The sequence below is a fragment of the Streptomyces sp. LZ34 genome (assembly GCF_053890475.1).
In genome coordinates, this window is sequence record NZ_CM132680.1 from 11484037 (window position 1) to 11507956 (window position 23920).

Consider the following 23920-nt stretch of genomic DNA (forward strand, 5'->3'; position numbering starts at 1 on the left):
TCCAGGAAGTGCTGGTCGCGGGGTCAACTGTCGGGGGCGACGAGTTCGGGATCGCCGGTGCCGCCCGGCACGACCAGGCCGGCGATCCACTCCGGGTGCCGGGCTGCCGGCCGGAAGCCGACGGGGGCGCCGAAGCCGATGACGTCGCGCGGCATCTGAGTGGCGTGCGGGCGCACCTCGCTCGGCCTGAATTCAGTCAGTCGATTGACTTATGTCTTCCGGTTGGGTTGACTCTCGTCGGACGGTTCCTCCCTTCTCCCACGGACTGGAGCAGCCATGACCGACACCTCCCCGGCTGAGGCTCTGAGCTACCCGATTGGCGCGCCGGCGGCCCTGGAGCCCCCTGCCCAGTGGACAGAACTGCGGCAGACCCGTCCGGTGGCTCAGGTGACTTTTCCCAGTGGTGACGGCGCCGTGCTGCTGACCCGCTACGAAGACGTCCGCACCGCCCTGACCGACCCGCGGCTGACGCGCGAGGGACTGACCCGTCCGGATGCCGCGCGCATCACGGCCGGCGACGCCGAGGGAATCTTCTCCAGCCCCATGGCACGCACCCTCAACGCCGAAGGTCACGAGCGCTGGCGGCGCATGGTCGGCAAATGGTTCACCGCCAAGCGGATGACCGCTCTCAAAACGAGCCAGCCGCGCACGAGGACTTCGCTGCCTATATGTCGGGCCTCGTCGCCGAGAAGCGCGAGACGCCCGGCGACGACCTCATCAGCCAGCTGATGCTCGGCACCGACAACGACGGCGAGCCGATGTCGGAAGCCGGCCTGGTGGCCACGGGGCAGGCACTCCTGCTTGCCGGCCACGAGACGACGGCCGGATTCATCGCCATGATGACCGCCCACCTGCTGTCCGACCGCGCCCGCTGGGAGCGGCTCCTCGCGGACCGCTCGCTGATCCGGCCCGCCGTGGAAGAGGTGCTGCGCTTCGACCCGAACGGGAGTGGATTCGGCATGCTCCGCTATGCCCACGAGGACATCGAGCTGTCCAGTGGCGTGGTGCCGAAGGGCTCCACCGTGGTGTGCAGCATGGCGGCGGCCAACCGCGACGAACTCGCCTGGGCGGAGCCGGACTCGCTGAATCTGGGCCGCACCCCCAACCCGCACCTCACCTTCGGTGCCGGCCCCCATTCCTGCCTCGGCCAGCCCCTGGCCCGCACCGAGTTGCAGGCCGTGCTGGGCGTCATGCTGCGGCGCTTGCCCACCCTGGCCCTCGCCGTCGAGCCCGGTGAGCTGCGCCGGCAGGAGGGCATGCTGACCACGCCACTGCGTGAACCGGTGACATGGTGAACGCGATCCGCAAGCGCTACGTGGCCGAGGCCGGCGACAGACGTGGTCGTCGGCCTCTTCGCCGCCCCGGTAACCCCCACCACCACACCAAGGAAACGCCATGAAAATCACCATTGACGAAGAGAAGTGCTGTGCCGCCGGTCAGTGCGTGCTGATCGCCCCCGATGTCTTCGACCAGCGCGATGAGGACGGCATCGTCGTCCTGCTGGACGCCGAGCCGCCCGCGCACCAGCATGACGTGGTGCGCGAGTCCGCCGGGGTCTGCCCCGCAGCCGCGATCAAGGTCATCGAGGACGCGTGAACTCCCCCGGACACGTGCTGGTGGCAGGAGCCTCCGCGGCCGGGCTCAGCACCGCGGAGGCACTGCGCCGCAAGGGTTACCGCGGACGTCTCACCCTGCTCGGTGCCGAGCCCGAACTGCCCTACGACCGGCCGCCGCTGTCCAAACAGGTTCTCTGCGGCGCCTGGGAGCCCGCTCGGGCGCAGCTGCGCCCGAGGGAGGTCCTGGACGCGTTGGACGCCGAGTTCGTGCTCGGCGACCCGGCGGTCGCACTGGACGTCGCGGACCGCGGCGTGCGCACCGTTTCCGGTCTCACGCTGACCGCGGACGCGGTCGTCGTCGCCACCGGCATCCGGGCCCGCGAACTTCCGGGCCAGAGCGGGCTGCGCGGTGTGCACGTCATCCGCACGCTCGACGACGCGGCCGCCCTGCGCGCCGACCTGGTGGCGGCCCGCCGGGTCGTCGTAGTCGGTGACGGAGTGCTGGGCGCGGAGACCGCGGCCACCGCACGGCTGATGGGTCTGGAGGTCTGCATGGTCGGCCCGCAGCCGGCAGCGATGACCGACCAGCTCGGCCCCTTCGCCGCGAAGCACCTCACCGCCCTGCACGCCCGCAACGGCGTTGCGCTGCGAGCAGGCGTACTGCTGGATGCGCTGCTGTCGCGGGAAGGACGGGTCACCGGTGTGCGGCTCAGCGACGGCGAGACGTTGGAGGCGGACGTGGTGGTGGCCGCGATCGGCTGCTCACCGGCCACCGACTGGCTCGTCGGCAGCGGGCTGGAGCTGGACAACGGCGTCGTCTGCGACGCGCGCTGCCGTGCCGCGGACGGTATCTGGGCCGTGGGCGATGTGGCGCGCTGGCACCACGAGGGACTGGGGCGGCTACTGCGGCTGGAGAACCGCACCAACGCCGCCGAGCAGGCGCTCGCTGTCGCCCGGAACATCCTCGGGGAGGACCGGCCGTACCTGCCGGTGCCCTACTTCTGGACCGACCAGTTCGACGTGAAGGTCCAGGTGTTCGGCATACCGGCTGCCGAAGCCTCCGCCCAGGTGGTCGAGGGCGACCCCGCGGAGGGGCGTTTCGTGGTGCGGTACGACGGTCCGCAGGGGCCGTTGGGCGTGCTCGGCTGGAACATGCCCAAGCAGACCCGGCTGCACCGAGCAAGCCTGGTGGACCACTACACCCGCCCGCTGGAGCCGACCGCCCCGTGACCAGGTGCGGGCGCCCCGGCCCGCCGCCCGCATCCGCACAGCAGGGAACACTCAATGAATCCACCGCCGTCCGCCGTCTCTTCCCGCAGATGTGTGGCCGTGCTGGCCACGGCCGGTATCGTCGCCGCACTCATGCAGACCCTGGTGGTGCCGCTCATCGGACAACTGCCGGTGCTGCTGGACACCAGCGCCTCCAACGCCACATGGGCGGTGACCGCGACCCTGCTGGCCGGCGCCGTCACCACCCCGGTGACCGGACGGCTCGGTGACCTCTACGGCAAGCGCCGGATTCTGCTGCTGTGCTGCGTGCCGCTGGTCCTCGGATCGGTGGTGTGCGCCACTGCCGGATCGCTGACGGCGATGGTCGTCGGGCGGGCCCTGCAGGGCATGGGCATGGGTGTGGTGGCCCTGGGCATCAGCACCCTGCGCGACTTGCTGCCGCCCGAGCGCGTCGGCGCTTCCATCGCGCTGATCAGCTCCTCCCTCGGTGTGGGCGGCGCGCTCGGCCTGCCGTTCGCGGCCGCCGTCGCGGAGAACTCCGACTGGCGCGTCCTGTTCTGGGTCTCCGCCGGACTCAGCGCCGTGGTCGCCCTGTTGATCTACCTGGTGATCCCGGCGGGCCCGGCGGCATCTGCCCGTGGCCGTTTCGACGTCGTCGGCGCGCTCGGGCTCGGCGTCGGCCTGATCTGCCTGCTGCTGGCCGTCTCCAAGGGCGCCGACTGGGGCTGGAGCAGCACGAGTGTCCTCTCCTTGGCGATCGCCGCGCCGGTCGTCCTGGCGGCCTGGGGCTGGTGGGAGCTGCGTACCCCGGCGCCTCTGGTCGACCTGCGGATCGCCGCCCGTCCGCTGATTCTGGTCACCAATGCCGCCTCGGTCGTCGTCGCCTTCGCCATGTACGCCGCGGCGCTGATCGTCCCGCAGCTGCTGCAACTGCCGAGGGAGACCGGTCACGGCCTGGGACAGTCCATGGTGAACGCCGGCCTGCTGATGGCACCCTCCGGGCTGATGATGATGCTGATCTCCCCGCTCGGTGCGCGGCTGTCGGCAGCGACCAGTCCCAAAACGACCCTCGCCGTCGGCAGCATGGTCATCGCGCTCGGTTACGGCTCCTCCACCATCCTGATGAGCTCGGTGTGGGGGCTGATCGTGGTCACCTGTATCTGCAACTGTGGCGTCGCCCTGGCGTACGGCGCCATGCCCGCGCTGATCATGGGAGGGGTCCCGGTCTCCGAGACCGCTTCGGCGAACAGCTTCAACACCCTGCTGCGCTCCGTCGGCACCACCATCGCCGCAGCCGTGGTCGGCATCGTCCTCACCCAGATGACCGAGCCGTTCGCCGGCCGGGCCGTGCCCACAGAAGCGGGATTCCGCGCCGGACTCCTGCTGGGCTGCGGTGTGGCCGTGCTCGCCGCCCTGATCGCGCTGACCATCCCCCTGCGCAGGACGCCTGCCGACCCAGACGGACCGCACTGGGCCGAGACGCCGCCCCCGCCCCACCCCTCCGGCCCCGTTCCCTCAACACCCACCTCTGGAGCTTCACCATGACCACCCATCCCGAAGCCGCCCCCGACATCCCCGAGTTCCCCGCGCCGCGCTCGTCCGTCTGCCCCTTCGACCCGTCGCCCGAGATGCGTGCGCTGAGCGACCACGGCCCGGTCACCCGAGTCCGTTCCTGGGGCGACAGCACTCCCTGGGCGGTGACGGGACATGCCGAGCAGAAGGCGCTGCTGTCCGATCCCCGGCTGAGCGTCGACTTCTCACACCCCGGCTTTCCCAGCCCCGTCGACCCCCAGTACAGCCACGCGAGCGGTTCCACGGACCTGAGCTTCGTGGGCATGGACGACCCCGAGCACGCGCGCCTGCGCCGCATGGTCAGCGGCACCTTCACCATCAAACGCGTCGAGGCGCTGCGCCCGGCCATCCAGCGGATGACCGACACGTTCATCGACCAGATGCTGGCCGGACCCAAGCCCGCCGACCTCGTGCAGGCTCTGGCCCTGCCCTTGCCCTCGCTGGTCATCTCCGAAATGCTCGGAGTCCCCTACGAGGACCACGAGTTCTTCCAGAAGAACAGCAAAACCCTGGTCTCCGTCGTCGCAACCGGTGAGCAGCGCCACGCCGCCCACTCCGCGCTGTCGCAGTACCTCGACCAGCTGGTCGCCCAGAAGATCACCGAACCCGGCGACGACCTGCTGTCCAAGCTGGGCCGACAGGTCCAGGCGGGCGAGCTGACCCGCCATCAGGCGGCCACCATGGGCGTCCTGCTGCTGCTCGGCGGCCACGAGACCACCGCAAACATGATCAGCCTGGGCACCCTGCTGCTGCTCCAGCATCCCGACCAACTCGCCGCCATCCGCGACGCCGAGGACCCCCAGGTCGTCGTCAACGCCGTCGAAGAACTGCTGCGCTACCTGTCCATCGTGCACCTCGGGCGCCGCCGCACCGCACTGGAGGACATCGAAATCGACGGGCAGACCATCCCGGCCGGCGAAGGCGTCATTCTCCTCGGCGAGCTCGCCAACCGCGACCCGCGGGTCTTCGAAGACCCCGACCGCCTGGACATCACCCGCAACGCCCGTCAGCACCAGGCGTTCGGCGCCGGCACCCACCACTGCGTCGGCCAGCCGCTGGCCCGGCTCGAACTACAGGTGATCTACCCCACCCTCTTCCGCCGCATCCCCACACTGCGTACGGCCGTCTCGCTGCAGGACGCCCGCTTCAAGTACGACGCCGTGGTCTACGGCCTCCACGAGCTGCCCGTCACCTGGTGAGACCCACGGCCGGACCCTGACCCACGCGCACGACGCCAAGGGCCCGCCGCATCCGCCGCTCCGTGGCCGCACCCCACTCGGTGCCGGCACCAGGGCGCTGTTCGAGCTCGTGCGCGGGTGTGTGCCCTTCGCACGGGCTGTGCACCGTCCCTGGTGCCGGCCACATGTCACCGGTTACCCGGTGCCGCCTTCAGGAGGCCGTCACCGGTCGGCGCCGCAGCCTGCGTACGGCCATCGGCCCGACCAGGGCGACGGCTGCCAGACAGAGGATCGCCGCGGAGAGCGGGCGGGTCAGGAGCACCGTCCAGTCACCCTCGCTGAAGGCCAGTGTGCGGCGGAACTGCGTCTCCGCCATCGGGCCCAGCACCGCGCCGAGGATCAGTGGGGCGACGGGATATCCGGTGCGCCGCATCCCGAAGCCCAGGACTCCGAAGAGCACCGCGATCCCGAGGTCGACCGCGTTCTGCGAGAGCGCGTACACGCCCAGTGCGGCGAAGACCAGGATGCCCGCGGTGAGCAGCGGACGGGGCAGCCGCAGGAGCTTCACCCACAGCGGGATCAGCGGCAGGTTGAGCAGGAGCAGCATGAAATTGCCGATGTAGAGGCTGGCGATCAGCGTCCAGACCAGCCCCGGCTGGGTGTCGAACAGCTGCGGGCCCGGCTGGACGTTGTACATCTGGAACGCGATCAGCAGGACGCCGGCCGTCGCGGAGGTGGGGATGCCCAGCGTCAGCAGCGGCATCAGCACCCCGGAGAACGCGGCGTTGTTGGCGGCCTCGGGACCGGCCACCCCCTCGATGGCGCCCTTGCCGAACTGCTTCTTGTGCCGGGACAGCCGCCGTTCGAGGTTGTAGCTGAGGAAGGTGGGGATCTCCGCGCCGCCCGCGGGCAGGGCGCCGATCGGCAGGCCGATCGCCGTGCCCCTCAGCCACGGCTTCCAGGACCGCCGCCAGTCCTCGGGGCTCATGCCGATCTTGCCGCTCAGCGGGAGCATCTCCTGCTCGGGCTCGCGCCGCATCCTGGCCGCGGTGTACAGGGCCTCCCCGATCGCGAAGAGGCCCACGGCGACGGCCACGATCTGGATCCCGTCGTACAGTTCCGGCACCCCGAAGGTGTAGCGCGCCTGACCGGTGAGGCTGTCGATGCCGACGAGCCCGATGGCGAGGCCGAGGAAGAGGCTGCACAGTCCGCGTGCCGGGGCGTCGGCGACGACCGCGGTGACCGTGGCGAAGGCCAGGACCATCACGGCGAAGTACTCGGCCGGCTGGATCTTCTCGGCGATCTGGGCCATGCCCGGGCCGATGAAGGTGATGGCGACGGTGGAGATGGTGCCGGCCACGAACGAACCGATGGCGGCCGTCGCGAGCGCGGCCCCGGCCCGCCCGGACTTGGCCATCGGATGGCCCTCCAGGGTCGTGGGGACCGACGCCGTCTCCCCGGGCACGTTCAGCAGAATGGCCGTGGTGGAGCCGCCGTACATGCCGCCGTAGTAGATCCCGGCGAACAGCACCAGCGCTCCGGTGGGGTCGAAGACGAAGGTGAGCGGGAGCAGCAGCGCCACCGTGGTGGCGGGGCCCAGGCCGGGCAACACGCCGACCAGCGAGCCGAGCGTGCAGCCCGCGAAAGCCAGCAGCAGGTGCATCGGGCTGAACGCGTTGGCGAAACCGCCGACGAGGTCGTTGAGCACACCCATGTCAGAATGCCAATCGGACGATGCCGGGCGGCAGGTGGATGCCCAGCAGACGGTCGAAGAGGAAGTACACGGCCAGGGCCAGCACCAGGCCGATCAGGGCGTCACGCAGGGTCCGGCGGCTGCCGAGCACCCGCGCGACCAGGGTGAAGAGCACGGCGGTCGACTGCCAGTAGCCGCATGGCGCCAGCGCGAACAGGTAGCAGACCAGCAGCGCGAGCAGGGCCGCGACCGGGCGCCACTCGGTCAGCCGGGCCTCCTCGCGCGCCTGCTCGGTCTGCGCGGGGTCGGTGCCGCGGAAGGCCTGGACGACGGCGAACACCGCCGATACGCACAGCCCCGCACCGACCAGCAAGGGGAACGCCCGGGGGCCCACGTCCTGGTCGATGCCCGCTTTCGGGATGGCGAAGGCCCAGCCCAGCACGGCCACGCCCGCCGCGAGGAAGAGAAGCGCGGCCACCTTCGGCCCCCACAGCCGCTCGCCCGTCCCTGCCGGGTCACCCGTTCCGGTCTCCTGCCGGGTCACCTCGGTCACCTCGGACAACTCGGGCGCACCGCCCGCCGGCTCCAGCCCGCCCGCCGGGTTCCGCGCGCTCATGATCCCAGCCCCACTGCCTTGAGGGCTTGGCCGACCTGACGCTGCTGCTTCTTGATCAGAGCACCGAACTTCTTCCCCGGCACCCATACGCCCTTCCAGTCGTTCTGCTCCAACGTCCGCTTCCAGCACGAGGTCCGCCGCATCCGGTCCACCAGCGATACGATCGCCCGCTGTTCGTCGTCGTTGATCCCCGGCGGGGCCATGACCCCGCCGACGCTCTCCACGCCCTCGTCCGCGTAACCGAGTTCGGCGAGCGTCGGAGCGTCGATGCCCTTGGGAGCGGCATCGCCGCTGACCGCGAGGACCCGCAGCTTTCCGGCCTCGATCTGGGGACGGAGCTCCGCCAGCGTGGACAGACCGACCTTCGAGGCCCCGCTCAGCAGCAGGTTGAGTACTTCCCCGCCGCCACCGGTGGGCACATAGGTGACCTTGTGCGCCGGGATGCCCTCGGCCTTGGCGAAGGAGGCCACCGTGATGTGGTCCGGGCCGCCCAGCGAGCCGCCCACCCACGAGGTCCCCTTGGGGTCCTTCCGCATGGCGGCCAGCACCGAGGCGAGGTCACGGAAAGGCGACTTGGCCGACACCACGATCGCGCTTGTGCTCACCGTCAGCCCCGCCACGGGAGTGAGCGAGGACAGCTTCACGGGGGAGCGGTTCTGGATGGCGCCACCGGTCATGGTGACCGTGTCCATGGTCATCAGCTGGTACGGATCGCCACCGCGCCCGGCCATCCGGGCGAGCCCGATCGTGCCGCCCGCGCCCGGGGCGTTGGTGACCGTGACGTCCTCGTCGGTGATCTTGCAGGTGGTGAGCGCGGAGCTGATGCCGCGTGCCCGGGCGTCCCAGCCGCCGCCGACGCTGCCGGGAGCCAGGATCGACAGGCCGCGTGAGGGATAGCCGACGGCTGTACCCGAATCGTCCAGGGAACCGACGGTGCAGGCGGTGCTCACGGTGGCCGCCAGGGCGACGACCAGAGCCAGGCGTGGGCCGTTTCTGAGGAGTGGGGGCATGAGGGATGCTCCGTTGCCGAGAGGGGAGGGGGAGGGAGGGGACCAAGGGGGACCGGAGGACGGCGGTGGACGGCGGATGGAGGATAGGTGAGAGGGAAGGGACGAGGAGAAGAGGGGGAGGGGACAGGGGAAGGGAGAAGGGGAACGGGGCTCGGAGCTTCGCCGCCCCGCCCGGTGCCCACAAGACGATTGACGCAAAGGCGTCAATGAACGACGCTGCTCGAATGCCCATCGTGATCGAGCTGGGGCCCGCCCCGGAGCTCCGCATCAGCACCCGACTGTCCCCGCTCGCCGAGCTGTGCGCGTGTCTGCACGCACTGGACGGCCCACGCCACCATCCGGCCAGCCGGCGCTGGGTGGGCGCGGTGCTGCAGGGCGCGGACGAGCGGCTGCTTGAGCGGGCCACGCGGTGGGCGCCGCTGTGGGGCGCGTTCCGCGCCCGCTACCTGCTGCCTCTCACCACGGGCCCGGAGCGTGACCTGGAGGAGGAATTGGCGGAGGTGGCGCGGCTGGATGAGAAGACGTTCACGGAGATGACCGAGCAGGCGCTCGTCGGTAAGAACAGTCATGTCCCGTGGTCCGGCGCCAGGCAGGGCATCCGCTCGCCGGAGGGCTTCCTGGCCCGGGTGCGGCAGATCTCCGAGCGCCGGTTCGCCCTGGGCGTGCGCCTGCTGGCCGATCCGTCCGGTTTCCGCGACGCCCTCACCGCCTTCCTGTCCGCCGTGGCCGAGGAGGTCTTCGAAGCGGAGTGGAGCCGGCTGCGCGGCACCCTGGAGGCCGACGCCCGGGTCCGCTCCCACGAACAGGCCCGATACGGCGCCCGGGTCCTGGCCGGATTCCCCACGGCCCGCCTGGAGCAGGATCCGCCCAGAGTGGTCTTCGACAAGCTGTACAACGCGCGGGCCAGCCTCGCCGAGAACCCCTGCCTGCTGGTGCCCTCGCTGCACATCAACCCGCACCTGGCCATCAAGCACTACCCCGGATATCCGGTCGTGGTGCAGTACCCGGTGCGCGACGGGGCGGGTGCGGAGCCGCCCGCCCTGGACACGGTGGTGCGCGGACTGCGCGCCCTGGACGAGCCGCTGCGTATCCGGCTGTGCCGCGCGCTGCTGCGGCAGTCGATGACGACGACCGAGCTGGCCACCCAGTTCGAGATGACTCCTCCGCAGATGTCACGCCATCTGCGCAAGCTCCGGGAAGCCGGAATGGTGCACACACACCGGCAGGGTGCGCGGGTGCACTACCAGCTGGACGAGGAGGCCGTGCGCAATCTGGGTGTCGATCTGCTCGCCGCGCTGCACCGCTGACCGTCGGACGCTGCTGCCCCGGGAGGACGGCGGACCGGCGACCATTGACACTCGTGCGGCAATCATCTTGAGTCCGTATGCGGCTGTTGCCGATCGTTGCGAGACCCGCAACGGCAGAAGGAAGCGATACGTGACCCCCCGCGTCAAGACCACCAAGGCGTTCTACCGCACCGGCTCCACCACCGTGTTCGCGTCACAGCACGACCAGCGGTTCTCATACTGCCTGCACATCCCGTCCGTGCACGAGACCACCAGCACACCGCTGCCCCTGATGGTGATCCAGCACGGCACCGGACGCACCGCGGCCCAGTACCGGGACGCGATGGCCGAGTTTTCTGAAGCACACGGCTGCGCCGTGCTCGCCCCGCTGTTCCCGGCGGGCATCGGGGACCCGGATGACCTGCACAACTTCAAGTTCATCGAGTACCGCGGCATCCGGTACGACGAGGTGCTGCTCGCGATCGTGGCCGAGGCCGGGGAACGGTTCACCATCGACACCGAGCGCTTTCTGCTACAGGGCTTCTCGGGCGGTGGCCAGTTCGCGCACCGCTTTCTGTATCTGCACCCCGACCGGCTCTGCGGAGTGTCCATCGGCGCGCCCGGCCGGGTCACACTGATCGATCCCGACCGCGAATGGTGGCTGGGCACGGCGGGCTTCGAGGAGCGCTTCGGTGTCCCCGTCCGGCTGGAGGATATCCGCAAGGTGCCGGTGCACATGGTGGTCGGGGCGGAGGACACCGAGACCTGGGAGATCAACAACCCGGGCGACTCCAACTGGATGGACGGCGCCGATGCCGTCGGCCGCACCCGCGTGGAGCGCATCACCGCCCTGCGTGACAACTACACCGAGCTGGGTATCGACGTCACACTCGACATCGTGCCCGGAGTGGCGCACCAAGGCATGGGCGTGCTGGACGCGGTCCGGCAGTTCGCGGCACGCGTCCTTCCGCGCGTCTCCTGAAGCAGCGGCATCGCGGATTCACGCTTCGACTCACCGCGGTCCGGGGACACCCGGGCCGCGGGGCGAATGGACCTCGCAGCCGGCACGGCGGTCCTGGGCCCGCCTGCGGTATGCAGAAGAGCCGGGCGCGGGCACGGGGGCGCGGGCGCGGGCGCTTGATCCACGGGGCGGAACTCACGCGAACACCCCCGCCTTCCTACCGGCGGTCAGCACTTCGAGCGCCGAGCAGAGGCGCTCCACCTCTTCCTCCGTGTTGTAGTAGTGCACCGAGATGCGGAGCAGCCTGGAAAGCCCTCTGAGCTGCATGTCGTGGCATGCGGCGTTGTCCAGACACACCCAGGTGTTGATGCCGTACCGCAGCAACTCCGACCTGACGTGGAAGGGGTCGAGGTCCCGGAAGGTGACGGCGACGTTGCCGCACCGCTCCACCCCCCGGTCCTCCAGCCGTACCCCTGGCACCGCGGCAAGGCGTTCGCGGAGGTCGGCCGCGAGGTGCCGGATGCGCCGCCAAGTGTGCTCCACCCCCCACTGGAGTGCGTAGTCGACCGCCACACCGAGGCCGATCCGGGCGGCGGCGTTGACCTCCCATGTCTCGAACCGTGGCGCACCGGGGGCGAGATGATAGGTGCCGGAGTTCCAGCTCACCCCGTCGAGACCGAGCACGGCCGGGGTGAGCCGGCTCGCGACCGCCTGACGGACGTACAGGAAGCCGGTGCCGCGTGGCCCGCGCAGGAACTTGCGTCCGCAGCCGACCAGCAGATCGCACCCGATGCGCTCGACATCCACCGGCAGGTGCCCGGCCGACTGGCATGCGTCCACCATGAACAGGGCACCGGATCTGCGGGCCAGCGCGCCGACCTCGGCCACCGGGTTGACGAGCCCGTCGTGCATCGGGACATGCGCCATCGCGATCAGCTTGACGCGGTCGTCGAGCCGGTTCTCCAGTTCCGCGACGTCCACCAGCCCGTTCGCGTCGACAGGTATGAACTCCAGTGACACGCCCAGGCGTTGGGCGAGGTGCACCAGCAGGATGTGGTTGCTGCCGTATTCGACGGGGGAGGCCAGAATGCGGTCGCCCGCCGTGAAAGGAATGCTGGCCACGGCCATGCCCCACGCCCGGGTCGCGCTGTCGAGTACGGCGATCTCCTGGCGCTTGGCGTTGATCAGCGTCGCGATCGCATCGTGTGCGTGGTCGATGGAGTCCTGAGACCGCTCGGCAGCCTCGTAGGCGCCCATTTTGCTTTCCAGCTCCAGGTGTTGGGTCATCGCCTCGGTCACCACCCGCGGTGTGAGACTCGCACCCGCATTGTTCAAATGCACTACATGAGCCACGCCCGGCGTATCAGCACGAGCCTTTGCAAGATCGAATTTCATCGGGACCCTATTCGCCCAGCGTCCGGTACAGACGCCTGTCTTTTGTCGGATGGCGAGCACTAGTACTCCACCCATAGATGATGATCTGGCTGGTCAGGGGCGGTGCGCAGACAGGTGCGGCCACCGGCGATCTTCGTTTGCTGTGTGCACAAACGAAGATCAGGTGGTGGCCGCAGGCCACAGCGTAGACCCTGCCCGCCGGTTGGGGATGTTGGAGGGCACGGCAGCATCTGCCGGCTGTGCGCCTTGTGCCGGGGCGTCAGGCGGCGCAACAGCGGTACGTGGCTGGTGAGATGTTCTTCCGCGGCACGGAGCGATGGCTGCGCCGGCTCTGGCCGCGCTGAGCCGACCGACAGGGTCAGACGGTGACCACGTCCACCTCGGGCAGGGCCCGGAAGGGCGCGAGCTGGTCATCGGTGGCGCCGCTGTCGGTGACCAGCGTCCAGGGCCCGGTCAGCGGGGCCCAGGCGGTGAAGGGCGACTGACCGAGCTTGCTGCTGTCGGCCAGTATGTACACCTGTCCGCCGCGCTGGGCCATCAGCTCCTTGAGGGCCGTCTGCTGGAGGCTGGCCTCGCAGATGCCGAGCTTCGCGTCGAGGCCGTCGGCGCCCAGGAACACCTTGTCCGCGGTGAGGCGGGAGAGGGTCAGCTCGGCGAGCGGGCCGACGAAGCCCTGGCTGACGTGGCGCAGTGTCCCGGCGAGCGTGATCAGCTCGATGCCGTCCGCCTCGGCCAGCTCCCGCAGGGCGGTCAACCCGCTGGTGATGACGGTGAGTTCGGTCCGGCCGCGCAGATGGTGGGCGAGCCGTCCGGTGGTGGTTCCGGCGTCCAGGATGACGGTGTCCCCCTGCGCGATCCGCGCCGCCGCCCAGCGCCCGATACGGTCCTTCTCGGCGACGGCCAGGCCGCTGCGCTGGCCGAGCGTAGGCTCGGCCGTATGGCCCGCGCTCATCGCGCCGCCGTAGGTGCGGGCGATGGCGCCCTGCTCGGTGAGCAGGGCGAGGTCCCGGCGGATCGTGGACGGGGTGACCTCCAGAGAGCGGGCCAATTCCTCGACGACGACGGTTCCGTCGGTCTGGATCATGCGGGCGATCAGCGCCCGGCGCTCCGGGGCCCGCAGCCTTCTGCGGTCCTCCGCCCCAGCCGGTGCGGCCGTCGTGCGTGATGTGCGCGAACTTGCCGGACTCATGCCTGTCATCCTCTCCGCGACTGGCCGCGGCTGGCCGCGATTGGCGGATCACCCTATCAGTCTGCGCATTTCGCGCCGTTTCTCGACTGTTGTGGCCGGGAGTCTTGCGTGTTACATGCAATCATGCGAGCGTTTTGCTCACAACGCGCACTGAGCGGGGAGGGCTGATGAAGGCGGAAAGCTCGTCGGCCGATGTGCCGCCTTCACCCATCAGGCCAACAAGGCCGATGGGCACGACCGTCGCTCCGGGCGCCACCCCCGTTGCCACCCCCCGGTTGCCGACCCCGACCCCGAAGGAGAGAAGCTAACCCCATGAGCAATTCCCCCGCCGACTTCGCGGCCCGTCTGCGCGCACGACAGCGGATCCTCGGCTACTGGGTCGTCCTCGACAACCCGGTCGGCACCGAACGCCTGGCCGGGCTCGGCTACGACTACATCTGCGTGGACGCCCAGCACGGCCTCCTCGACTACAAGGGCACCCTCGGCGCGATGACCGCCATCGACGCGCGCGGCACCAGCGCCGGCATGGTCCGGGTCCCGGCCAACGACGGCTTCTGGATCGGCCAGGCCCTCGACGCCGGCGCCCGCGGTGTGATCGTCCCTCTGGTCAACACCGCCGAGGAGGCGGCCGCCGCCGTCAGCGCCTGCCGCTACCCGCCGCACGGCGTCCGCAGCTACGGGCCGATGCGCTCCGGCCTGCGGGTGGGGCCGACCCCGGCCGAGGCGAACGAGCAGGTCGCCTGCATCGTGATGATCGAGACCGCTCAGGCGCTCGGCAACACCGCGGAGATCTGCGCCACGGAAGGGCTCGACGGCGTCTATATCGGCCCCTCCGACCTCACCATCGCCCTCGGCGGGCGCACCTCCACCGACACCTCGGTCGCCGAGGAGTTCGAGGCGGCGCTCGTGAAGGTGGCCGAGGCGGCGAAGTCGGCGGGCATCGCGGCCGGGATCCACTGCCCGAACGGCGCCACGGCCGCCAAGCGGCTCGCCCAGGGCTTCACCTTCGCCACGGTCAGCAGTGACCTGGTCCACCTGGAGCAGGCCGCGGCCAGCCACCTCCGCGACGCCTGCGGCTGACCGCCGCCGGCGCCGGGCTACGACCGACGGGAGTATCAGGTGCGGGGCGAACCCACCGCGCCCTCCGCCCGCAGAGGGATGTCCGCCGGTCCCGGGCGCCGTGGCAGCAGTATCGTGCGCAGGGCGACCGTGGGGGTCAGCAGCCGCGACGGGGGCGCGGTCAGATGCGTGACGTCGCGGAAGGCGGCGCCGACCACCGGGTCATGCGTCGCCCGGGCCGCGAGTCGACCGAAGTACCAGGTCTGAAGCCGCTCGGCCGCCCCGGGCGGGGTGTCGTCGGCACCCGCGGCGTACGGGCGGTCTGCTCCGACGGCGGTCAGCCACGCGGTCTCTCCCGCCCGGGCGACGGCACGCTGGGCCGTGGCCGCGAAGCCGGGACGGCGCAGACCGCCGTCGGCCACGCACTCACGCAGGGCCAGTCCGCTCAGGACGGCCACCGACATCCCTTGCCCGTAAATCGGATTGAACGTGCAGGCGGCGTCCGAGACCGCGAGGAAACCCTCGGGGACGCCGCCCGGAGCGTGGTAGTCGCGGCGGCGGTTGGCCGTGTCGCGGTAGGCGTACGGCGGGGACACCGCTTCGCAGGTCTTGAGGTGGTCCAGCAGATACGGCTCGCCGAGCGAGGCCACGAAGTCGGGTACCGCGGAACCGTCGGTCGGCGGGTGATGACCGCGCACCCCGGCCAGTGTCAGCAGCCAATTGCCGCCCTCGACGGGCGACCACGCCGCGCCGCGTGGGAGAGCGGGCCTGGGCTCGAGGACCACGGCCATGCTTAAGGGCTTGGCGGGCCGGAACATCTGGGTGGAGTAGCCGATTCCGGCGTCGATCACCTCCTCGCGCGGCGCCGGGCGGCCGAGTTCCGCCAGCCACCGCGGAGCGCGCGAGCCGCGCCCGGAGGCATCGACCACCAGGTCGGCGGGCAGGTCCCGCTCGGCGCGCCCGGCGTCGCGCGAGCGCACCCGGACCCCGGTCACCCGGTCCGCGCCGCCGAGGAGCCCGACCGCCTCCCACGCCTGTAACACCTCCACCTGGGTCCCGGACTCGGCGGCCCTGGCGAGGACCTGGGCCCGTACGGTGGCGTCCAGGAGCGGTCGGGTGCAGCTGATCACGGCGTGTCTGCCCTCGTGAAGGCGGCGGTGCCAGCCGTGCGGGGTCCTGGTGAGCACATCGCGCGGCGCCTCCATGCGGTGCGCGCCGGCCGCTTCCAACTCCGCGACGGTCCCGGGCAGCAGCCTCTCCAGGGCGCGCTGCCCGCCGGAGAGGAAGACGTGCAGATGGCGGCCCTGGGGCACCCCTTTGCGGAAGATCGGCTGCTCCGGGTAGCGGTCGCGCTCGATGACGGTCACCGTGTCCACGTGCCCGAGCAGCGCCGCCACTGCCAGCGTTCCGGCCAGGCCACCGCCCACCACCACCGCGTCGCCGCTCATGCCGTACCCCGCCTCGTCTCCAGTGATCGGTGATCAGTACGGCCCGAGCCTGCAGCGCGGGGATCGGGCCGTCAACCGTGCCTGGTGGGAAGGGCGATATCCCGCCAGGGTGTCAGGGCTCGACGACGATCTTCCGGCCCTGTCCCGACCGGAACTGCTCGAGCGCCTGCGGGTACTGCTCCAGCGGCAGCCGGTCACTGATGAAGACCTTCGGGTCGAGCACCCCGGTGGCGAACAACTGGGCGGCGCGCTCATAGCTGTGCAGCACGGCCATGGAGCCGGTGATGGTGATCTCCTGGTTGTAGATCTTGTACGGCTCGATGACGGCCTTGGTCGCGTAGTCGGAGACACCGAACTGAAGGAATGTCCCCGCCTTGGCGACGCGGCCGAGTCCGTCCTGGATCGCGGCCTGGTTGCCCGTCGCGTCGATCACCACGTCCCAGCCGCGTGGCTGGTCGAGCTCATCGGCCGAGGCGGCGGCGCGGGAGCAGCCGAGCAGGTTCGCGGTGGTGAGCCGCTCGGGGTTGATGTCCAGGACGTCGACGCTCGCCGCCCCGGTGCGCTTGGCCAGCTCCAGCATCATCAGGCCCATGGTCCCCGACCCGTAGATCAGCACCTCGTTGCCCAGTCGGCTGTTCAGCACGTCGTAGCCGCGCACCGCACAGGACAGCGGCTCGATCAGCGCCGCGTCCGCGACGTCCACATGCCCGGGCAGCCGTACGCAGTTGGCCACCGGCGCCACGGCGAACTCCGCGGCGCCGCCGGGCACGCTGACCCCGATGGCGTTCCAGCGGTCGCAGAGGTTTCCCCGGCCGATACGGCAGTAGCGGCACTCATGACAGTGGAGGGAGGGGTCGACGGCGACCCGGTCGCCCACCGCCACCTCGGTGACCTCGCTGCCGATGCCGACGACCTCGCCGGCGAACTCGTGTCCGGGGACGATCGGCAGAGTGGGGGCGAACTCCCCCTGGAGGATGTGCAGATCGGTGCCGCACAGGCCGCAGGCCGCTACATCGATGACCACCTCGCGTGGCCCGGGGGCCGGGTCGGGGACGGTGGCGACGGTGACCTTGCCAGGGGCTTCGATGACGGCGGCTCTCATTTGACTGCTCCAAGCGAAAGGCCCTGGACCAGCTTGTCCTGGGCGGCGAAACCGGCGGCGAGCACCGGGAGGGAAATGACGATCGAGGCCGCGCACACCTGCGCCAGGAACAGGCCCTGGCTGGTGACGAAGCTGGTCAGAAACGCGGGTGCGGTCTGCGCGACCACGCCGGTGAGCACATTGGCGAACAGCAACTCGTTCCAGCTGAAGATGAAACAGATCAGCGAGGTGGCGGCGATGCCGGGCCCCGCGATCGGGGCGACGACCCGGAACAGGACGGTCGGCAGCTTGGCGCCGTCCATCTGGGCCGCCTCGATGATGGACACCGGGATGTCGGAGAGGAAGGACTGCATCATCCACACCGCGATCGGCAGGTTCATCGAGGTGTAGAGGATGACCAGCAGCCAGATGTTGTCCAGGAAACCGGTGTTCTTGGCGAACAGGTACACCGGCAGCAGCCCGGCCACCACCGGCAGCATCTTGGTGGACAGGAAGAAGAACATCACATCCGTCCACTTGCGCACCGGCCGGATCGACAGCGCGTACGCCGCCGGCAGGGCCAGCACCAGCACGAAGAGGGTGGAGAACAGGCTCGCGCCGAGCGAGTTGAGCAGCGGCGGCCAGGGGTCCGCGCCGCCGTTCACCCCGAAGAACTCGCGGTAGCCGTCGAGGGTGAGCGGAGCGGTCAGGGACGGCGGATTGGTGGCGGCGTCGGCCTCGGAGTGGAACGAGGTCAGCGCCATCCAGGCGACCGGCAGGGCGAACGCGATGCCGGTCAGCCAGGCGAGCAGGCCCAGCGCGGCGCCGCGGCGGCGGGCCCGGCGGGCGGCCGGCGGGACCGCGGTCACCTGGGCAGGGGCAGTCAAGGAGGTCATGCGCGGGACGCCTCCTCACGGAACAGGGACGACACCACACGCAGCGCGAAGGTGGCGATGATGATCGTGCCGATCACCACCAGCACACCCGCGGCGGATGCCTGCCCGTACTCGTGGGCGTTGTAGAAGGTCTCGTAGATGGTGTACGGGAGGTTGGCGGTATCCAGCCCGCCCCGGGTGATGGTGAACACCGCGTCGAAGTTCTGCACGATGTAGATCGAGCCCAGCAGGGTGCCCAGCTCCAGATAGCGCCGCAGATGCGGCAGGGTCAGATAGCGGAAGATCTGCCAGTTGCTCGCCCCGTCCAGCCGGGCCGCCTCGATCATCTCCAGGGGGCGGCCCTGCAGCCCGGCCAGCAGGATCAGCATCATGAACGGCGTCCACTGCCACACCAGCGAGGCCTCCACCGCGAGCATCGGCATGTCGGAGACCCATTCCGGCTGCGGCGGGTTGTCCACGCCGAACAGGTTGCCCAGCCAGCTGAGCGCGCCGTTGAACAGCCCGTACTCCGGGTTGTACAGCGCGTGCTTCCACAGCAGCGCGGAGGCCACGGGGACCAGCAGGAACGGCGCGATGAGCATGGTGCGCACCAGCCCCCGGCCGCGGAACTTACGGTCCATCAGCAGGGCCAGCAGCAACCCGAGCACCACGCTCACGATGACCACGGTCGCGGTCAGCAGCACGGTGGTGACGATCGACTCGCGCAGCGCCTCATCGCTCGCCGCCGAGGTGTAGTTGGACAGGCCGGCGAACTCGCGCTCGTCGGGCTTGAGCGAGTTCCAGTCGAAGAGGGAGATCACCAAGGTCGCCACGAACGGCAACTGGGTGACCGCGATCAGAAAGATCAGGGCGGGCATCAGCGGCGCCCGCGTGGCCCAGGCCCGGGCCGCCTTGGGCGCCCGCGGGGGGCGCCGGGGCGAGACGGCCACGGTCGGGGGCGGTCCGCTGCGCACGGGCGTCGCCGTGAGTGGATTAGTCATCTTGGTACTCCTCGCCAACCTTCTCGGCCAGCTTCTGTGACTTCTTGAGTGCCGACTCGACGGATTGTTTTCCGGCGATGGCGGCGCTGATCTCCTGGGCGACCTTGGTCCCGAGGTCGGAGAACTCGGGGATGTCGACGAACTGGATGCCGATGGTCGGCCGCGGCTGCACACCCGGGTCGCGCGGATTGGCGCTGGTGATGGACTGGCGGGTGACCTCGGAGAAGGTGCCCGCCGCCTTGCGGTACTCCGGGTTGGCGTAGGTGGAGGCCCGCTTGCCCGCGGGCGCGCTGGACCAGCCGTACGTCTTGCCGACCAGGGCCTCGTACTTCTTGCTGGAGGCCCAGGAGACGAACTTCCAGGCGTTGTCGCTGTTACGGGACGCCTTCTGCACGCCCCACGCCCAGGTGTAGAGCCACCCGGAGCTGTTGGTCTTCACCACCGGCGCCTGGACATAGCCGATCTTGCCCCGCACGGGGGACTTGGTGCCCTCCAGCGACCCGGCGGCGGAGGTGGCGTCGTACCACATGGCGGTCTTGCCCTGGGTGAGGTTGTTGAGGCACTCGGCGAAGCCCGACTGGGCCGCCCCGGATTCGCCGTGCTTGCGCACCAGGTCGACATAGAACTCGGTCGCCGCGGTGAACTCGGGGGAGGTGAGCTGCGCCTTCCAGTCCTTGGTGAACCAGGTGCCGCCGAAGGTGTTCACGACCGTGGTGAGCGGGGCCATCAGCTCACCCCAGCCGGGCAGCCCGCGCAGACAGATGCCCTTCATCCCCTTGCGGGCGCCGTCGGCCTTGGCCGCGAGGTCCGCGACCTGCTCCCAGGTGGGGCGCTTGGGCATCGTCAGGTTCTTCTCGGCGAAGACGTCCTTGCGATACATCAGGAAGGACGACTCGCCATAGAACGGCTGGGCGTACAGCTTGCCGTCGTCGGCGGTCAGGGACTGCCGCATCGAGGGCAGGATGTCCTTCTGGTCGAACGCCCGGTCGTCGGCGACATGGTCGTCCAGCGGCAGCAGCCAGCCGTTCTTGGCGTAGAACGGCACCTCGAAGTTGCTGATGGTGGCGACGTCGTACTGCCCGGCCTGGTTGGAGAAATCCTGGCTGATCTTGTCGCGGACGTCGTTCTCGGGCATCACCGTGAAGTTGACCCGGATGCCCGTTTCCTTGGTGAAGTGCTTGGCGGTGAGCTTCTGCAGATCCATCATCTGCGGGTTGTTCACCATCAGGACGTTGATGGTCTTGCCACCGGAACCACCGCCCCCCATACCGGCGCACCCGGCGAGGAGCGCTCCCGCGGCCATGGCCACGACCGGTATCCGGGCAGCACGAAGTGTCAGGATGGGCATAACGGGTCCAATCGAAGGAACAGTTGGAGAAGTGGGGAGAAGTCAGGGAAGGCCTGAAGAGCGGGGGACGGGGCGTCAGACCCGGATGATCTGCGGGCCCAGCAGCGAGTAGCGATTGGCCTCGGTCAGCGGGAGCCCGGTGTCCGTCACGATCGCCTCGAAGTCCGACACATCGGCGAAGCGGCAGAAGCTGACGGCCCCGAACTTGTTGTGCACCCCGGAGAACACCTTCCGCCGGGACACCTTGACCACCCGCGCCTTGACCTCGCTCACCGCGGGATCGGGCGTGGTGAGCCCGTACTGCCGGGAGATGCCGTTGGCGCCGATGAACGCCAGGTCGATGACGAAGCCCGAGAGCATATGGGTGGCCCAGTGGTCGACGGTGGCCATGGTGCCGCCGCGGACCCGGCCGCCCAGGAGCAGCACGGTGGTGTTCTCGCGGGTGGCCAGGCCGCTCGCGGCCGACAGCGAGGCGGTGATCACGGTGAGCGGACGGTCCCGGGGCAGCGCCTCCGCGATCAGCTGCGGGGTGAAGCCCTCGTCGATGAAGACCGTCTCGGCGTCGCCGAGCAGATCCGCGGCGGCCGCCGCGATCCGCGACTTCTCCGGGACGTGCATGGTGGTACGGAAGGCGAGGGTGGTCTCGAAGCCGGCGCTCTCCACGGGGTACGCGCCGCCATGGGTGCGCCGCACCAACCCGTGGTCCTCGAGCACCCGCAAATCGCGCCGTACGGTCTCCTTGGAGACCCCGAGGTCCGCGGCGAGCTTCCCGACATCGACGGACCCCGCGCGCCGGGCCGCGTCGAGGATCTCCCGACGGCGTTCCTCCGCGTCCACACCGCACCTCCTGCCTGCTGTTGACTTGCGTGGCAGTTTTACAAACGGGCAACAGGGTGGCCAGTGGCGGCGCAGGACGGATCGTGCCCGCCTGCGCCCGTTGTACGACCGTTGTCTTGCCTGGTCGGCTGGGGTACGGGGAGGGGCGGTGACGCGGTGGGGTGACTGAATACGCGCCTGGCGGGCCCGTTCGCTGCCCGCTTCTGCAAAATGGGCACGATCGGCGCCCGGGCGGGCGTGTTCAGAGACTAGGGAAAGCCCGTTCGGGCATGTGCTAGGAGGCTGAGAGTGCTCCCGAGGCGTCGAGGATGCGGCTCGCCACATTGACGGAGTCGACGAGCGGGTGCAGGGCGAGCGCGCGGAGGGCCGCGGCGCGGGCGGCCGGGCCGTGGGAGGTGGCCGAGGCGATCGTGGCACGTTCCACGGCTTTGAGCGAGAGCATCAGCCCGAGCTGGTCCGGCGCCACGGCCCCGGCCGCCAGCGGCCGGGCCCCGCCCGCGTCGACCAGGCAGGGAACCTCCACCACGGCGTCCGCGTCCAGACCGGGCACCGCGGTGCGGTTGCGGACGTTGAGGATCAGCGTGGCGCGCTCGTCGTGGGCGATGGCCCGCATGATGGCCAGCGCGATCCGGTCGTAGCCGCCGCCGTCCAGGTCGCAGGAGTCGCGCTGCCAGCCGCCGGTGGCCTCCCGGCTCTCGGCCATGTACGTGGCCTCGCGCTCCATGCGGGTCCGCTCCCACAGCTCCAGCGCCCCGGCCCCGGCGGCCCCCTCAGCCGTTCCCGCCGCCGCGGCCTCGGCGTAGAACCCCGCCTGCTGGTCGCGGAGGAACTCCCCGCGGGTGGCCGGGGCCTGCCGGATGGAGGCCACCGCCTCCCGGTTGAAGTAGTAGTAGTGCAGATACTCGTTGGGCAGGGCGCCCAGTGCCTGTAGCCACGGCGCCCCGAAGAGCTTGCCCTCCTCGAAGGACTCCAGGGCCGCGGCGTCGTCCAGCAGCGCGGGCAGCCGGTCCCGCCCGTCCACGATCACCCCGCGCAGCCAGCCGAGGTGGTTGAGGCCCACATAGTCGTAACTGGCCCGCCCCGGGTCGGCGCCCAGCGCCCGCGCGGCGCGGCGGCACAGGCCCACCGGGGAGTCGCAGATGCCGATCACCCGGTCGCCGAGCACCCGCTGCATCGCCTCGGTGACCATGCCGGCCGGGTTGGTGAAGTTGATGACCCAGGCGTCGGGGGCCACGGTCGCGATCCGCTCGGCGATCTCCAGCGCCACCGGCAGGGTGCGCAGCCCGTAGAGCACCCCGCCGGCGCCCACGGTCTCCTGGCCGAGGACGCCCTCGGCCAGCGGGACGCGCTCGTCGCGCGCCCGGCCGGCCAGGCCGCCGACGCGGATGGCGGAGAAGACGAAGTCGGCGCCGCGCAGCGCGTCGTCGAGGTCGGTGGTGGCCCGTACGGCGGGTGCGCCGGGGCGGCCGGCGGCCTGCTCGGCCAGCACGGCCCCGATCGCGTCCAGCCGGCCGCGGTCGGTGTCGAACAGGACCAGCTCGGTACAGCGCCCGGCGTCGTCCCCGCTGCCGGCTCTGCCGGGGTTGTCGGCGTAGTCGGAGTTGTCGTTCAGTAGCGCCCGGTACACCAGCGGCATCCGGAACCCGCCGCCGCCCAGTACGGTCAGCCTCATACGGTCACTACCTCCACACCGGCCTCGCGGAACACCTCGAGTGTCGCCGGGTCTGATGTCTTGTTGGTGATCAGGGTGTTGATCTGCTGCGGCCCGCAGATCCGGGCGAGCCCGGTGTCGCCGGGGAACTTCCCGGCGGAGACGAGCAGCACCACCTCGCGGGACGAGGCGAGCATCGCCCGCTTGACGGGCACCTCCACATGCGTGCTGTCCAGCACGCTCCCGTCGGGCAGCACACCGCTGGCGCCGAGGAAGAGGCGGCCGACGTGCAGCTGGCGGATGTTGGACTCGGTGAGGAAGCCGACCACGGACCGGTAGTTGCTGCGCACCTGCCCGCCCAGCAGGATCAAGGTCACCTCCGGGTCGTCGCGCAGCTCGTCGTAGACGGCGAGATTGCTGGTGACGACGGTGACGGGGCGGCCGCGCAGCAGCTTGGCGAGCTGGAGCGTGGTCGTGCCGATGTCCAGGAGTACCACGTCCCCGTCGACGATCAGCTGGGCGGCCCGGCGGGCGACGGCCGTCTTGTCGGCCAGGTCGTCCACCTCCACCTCGCTGAAGGGCCGCTCCTCGTCGGGGCGGGGGGTGGCCACCGCGCCGCCGTAGACCCGGGTGAGCCGGCCGGCCCGGCCCAGCTCGGTCAGGTCCCGGCGGGCGGTGGCCTCGCTGACCCCGAGCCGCTTGGCGATCTCCCCGATGGGCAGCACGCCCTCCTCACCGAGGATGCTCAGCAGCTTCTCGTGCCGGGTCTCGCGCAACATGGCGGCAACGTACTCCACGTGAGCGGGTTTGCGCGAGTCTGACCGACCTCTTGCAATCGCTGCCCGGGCCATGCAAGGTGTCGCTCACGCAGATCCCACCTGAACAGCACGTCGCACGACACGCTGAACAGCACGAGTGAAAAGGAAGGGCGCGC

21 protein-coding genes and 1 pseudogene are annotated in these 23920 nt (G+C 70.3%); 8 read left to right on the forward strand and 14 right to left on the reverse strand.

The window, feature by feature from the left end; translation table 11 throughout:
• Positions 1–23 precede the first annotated feature (23 nt).
• Entirely contained in the window at positions 24–155 is a 132-nt protein-coding gene (locus tag ACWY4P_RS49665) for a hypothetical protein (RefSeq protein ID WP_456207386.1), read from the reverse strand.
• 121 nt (positions 156–276) lie between these two features.
• On the opposite strand from ACWY4P_RS49665, the pseudogene ACWY4P_RS49670 reads away from it, so the two are divergent.
• From ACWY4P_RS49670 to ACWY4P_RS49690, 5 genes and pseudogenes are all read left to right on the forward strand, one after another.
• Positions 277–1295: pseudogene (locus tag ACWY4P_RS49670) on the forward strand (cytochrome P450).
• 100 nt (positions 1296–1395) lie between these two features.
• Positions 1396–1596 (forward strand): ferredoxin, encoded by a 201-nt coding sequence (locus tag ACWY4P_RS49675; protein ID WP_456207387.1) that lies wholly within the window; start codon positions 1396–1398, stop codon positions 1594–1596.
• The gene (locus ACWY4P_RS49680) at positions 1593–2786 is read left to right on the forward strand and encodes an NAD(P)/FAD-dependent oxidoreductase (protein WP_456207388.1); all 1194 of its coding nucleotides are present in this window, start codon (positions 1593–1595) and stop codon (positions 2784–2786) included. Before ACWY4P_RS49675 ends, ACWY4P_RS49680 begins: the two co-directional genes overlap by 4 nt.
• Before the next feature lie 54 nt (positions 2787–2840).
• Entirely contained in the window at positions 2841–4331 is a 1491-nt protein-coding gene (locus ACWY4P_RS49685; RefSeq protein WP_456207389.1) for an MFS transporter, read from the forward strand.
• Positions 4328–5557 (forward strand): cytochrome P450, encoded by a 1230-nt coding sequence (locus tag ACWY4P_RS49690; RefSeq protein WP_456207390.1) that lies wholly within the window; start codon positions 4328–4330, stop codon positions 5555–5557. The genes ACWY4P_RS49685 and ACWY4P_RS49690 overlap by 4 nt, the downstream gene beginning before the upstream one ends.
• A 190-nt stretch (positions 5558–5747) precedes the next feature.
• On the opposite strand, the gene ACWY4P_RS49695 is transcribed toward ACWY4P_RS49690, so the two are convergent.
• Genes ACWY4P_RS49695 through ACWY4P_RS49705 form a run of 3 tightly spaced genes read right to left on the reverse strand, consistent with a single transcriptional unit; the run spans position 5748 to position 8855 of the window.
• Positions 5748–7250, reverse strand: coding sequence for a tripartite tricarboxylate transporter permease (locus ACWY4P_RS49695; protein ID WP_456207391.1), 1503 nt, complete (start codon positions 7248–7250; stop codon positions 5748–5750).
• Between the two features lies 1 nt (position 7251).
• A complete protein-coding gene (locus tag ACWY4P_RS49700; RefSeq protein WP_456207392.1) occupies positions 7252–7845 on the reverse strand; it encodes a tripartite tricarboxylate transporter TctB family protein in 594 nt (197 codons plus the stop codon).
• Entirely contained in the window at positions 7842–8855 is a 1014-nt protein-coding gene (locus ACWY4P_RS49705; protein ID WP_456207393.1) for a Bug family tripartite tricarboxylate transporter substrate binding protein, read from the reverse strand. The genes ACWY4P_RS49700 and ACWY4P_RS49705 overlap by 4 nt, the downstream gene beginning before the upstream one ends.
• Positions 8856–9079: 224 nt before the next feature.
• Between ACWY4P_RS49705 and ACWY4P_RS49710 the strand changes: the two genes are divergently transcribed.
• Together ACWY4P_RS49710 and ACWY4P_RS49715 are read left to right on the forward strand one after the other, a co-directional pair.
• The gene (locus ACWY4P_RS49710; RefSeq protein WP_456207394.1) at positions 9080–10162 is read left to right on the forward strand and encodes a DUF5937 family protein; all 1083 of its coding nucleotides are present in this window, start codon (positions 9080–9082) and stop codon (positions 10160–10162) included.
• A gap of 130 nt (positions 10163–10292) precedes the next feature.
• Complete coding sequence (locus tag ACWY4P_RS49715) at positions 10293–11123, forward strand: alpha/beta hydrolase (protein ID WP_456207395.1); 831 nt, start codon at positions 10293–10295, stop codon at positions 11121–11123.
• Positions 11124–11297: 174 nt separating this feature from the next.
• On the opposite strand, the gene ACWY4P_RS49720 is transcribed toward ACWY4P_RS49715, so the two are convergent.
• On the reverse strand, positions 11298–12401 hold the full coding sequence (locus tag ACWY4P_RS49720; RefSeq protein WP_456207396.1) for an aminotransferase class V-fold PLP-dependent enzyme: 1104 nt from the start codon (positions 12399–12401) through the stop codon (positions 11298–11300).
• A 454-nt stretch (positions 12402–12855) separates the two neighbouring features.
• Positions 12856–13686, reverse strand: coding sequence for a DeoR/GlpR family DNA-binding transcription regulator (locus ACWY4P_RS49725; protein WP_456207397.1), 831 nt, complete (start codon positions 13684–13686; stop codon positions 12856–12858).
• Between the two features lie 312 nt (positions 13687–13998).
• Here ACWY4P_RS49725 and ACWY4P_RS49730 point away from each other — a divergent pair, with 312 nt between their 5' ends.
• Complete coding sequence (locus ACWY4P_RS49730) at positions 13999–14766, forward strand: HpcH/HpaI aldolase family protein (RefSeq protein WP_456207398.1); 768 nt, start codon at positions 13999–14001, stop codon at positions 14764–14766.
• Positions 14767–14801: 35 nt separating this feature from the next.
• Here the strand turns inward: ACWY4P_RS49730 and ACWY4P_RS49735 are convergent, their stop codons facing one another.
• The 8 genes from ACWY4P_RS49735 to ACWY4P_RS49770 form a co-directional block, all read right to left on the reverse strand.
• Positions 14802–16193 carry an NAD(P)/FAD-dependent oxidoreductase gene (locus ACWY4P_RS49735; protein ID WP_456207399.1) on the reverse strand — a complete coding sequence of 464 codons (1392 nt, stop codon included), beginning with the start codon at positions 16191–16193 and terminating at the stop codon, positions 14802–14804.
• A 112-nt stretch (positions 16194–16305) separates the two neighbouring features.
• Entirely contained in the window at positions 16306–17295 is a 990-nt protein-coding gene (locus ACWY4P_RS49740) for a zinc-dependent alcohol dehydrogenase family protein (RefSeq protein WP_456207400.1), read from the reverse strand.
• Complete coding sequence (locus ACWY4P_RS49745; RefSeq protein WP_456207401.1) at positions 17292–18170, reverse strand: carbohydrate ABC transporter permease; 879 nt, start codon at positions 18168–18170, stop codon at positions 17292–17294. Before ACWY4P_RS49745 ends, ACWY4P_RS49740 begins: the two co-directional genes overlap by 4 nt.
• Entirely contained in the window at positions 18167–19150 is a 984-nt protein-coding gene (locus ACWY4P_RS49750; RefSeq protein ID WP_456207402.1) for a carbohydrate ABC transporter permease, read from the reverse strand. Before ACWY4P_RS49750 ends, ACWY4P_RS49745 begins: the two co-directional genes overlap by 4 nt.
• On the reverse strand, positions 19143–20498 hold the full coding sequence (locus tag ACWY4P_RS49755) for an ABC transporter substrate-binding protein (protein WP_456207403.1): 1356 nt from the start codon (positions 20496–20498) through the stop codon (positions 19143–19145). Before ACWY4P_RS49755 ends, ACWY4P_RS49750 begins: the two co-directional genes overlap by 8 nt.
• 75 nt (positions 20499–20573) lie before the next feature.
• Positions 20574–21335, reverse strand: a complete 762-nt coding sequence (locus tag ACWY4P_RS49760) for a DeoR/GlpR family DNA-binding transcription regulator (protein ID WP_456207404.1) — start codon at positions 21333–21335, stop codon at positions 20574–20576.
• Between the two features lie 274 nt (positions 21336–21609).
• Positions 21610–23007 carry a 6-phospho-beta-glucosidase gene (locus ACWY4P_RS49765; protein WP_456207405.1) on the reverse strand — a complete coding sequence of 466 codons (1398 nt, stop codon included), beginning with the start codon at positions 23005–23007 and terminating at the stop codon, positions 21610–21612.
• Positions 23004–23765 (reverse strand): DeoR/GlpR family DNA-binding transcription regulator, encoded by a 762-nt coding sequence (locus ACWY4P_RS49770; RefSeq protein WP_456207406.1) that lies wholly within the window; start codon positions 23763–23765, stop codon positions 23004–23006. Before ACWY4P_RS49770 ends, ACWY4P_RS49765 begins: the two co-directional genes overlap by 4 nt.
• Between the last annotated feature and the right edge of the window lie 155 nt (positions 23766–23920).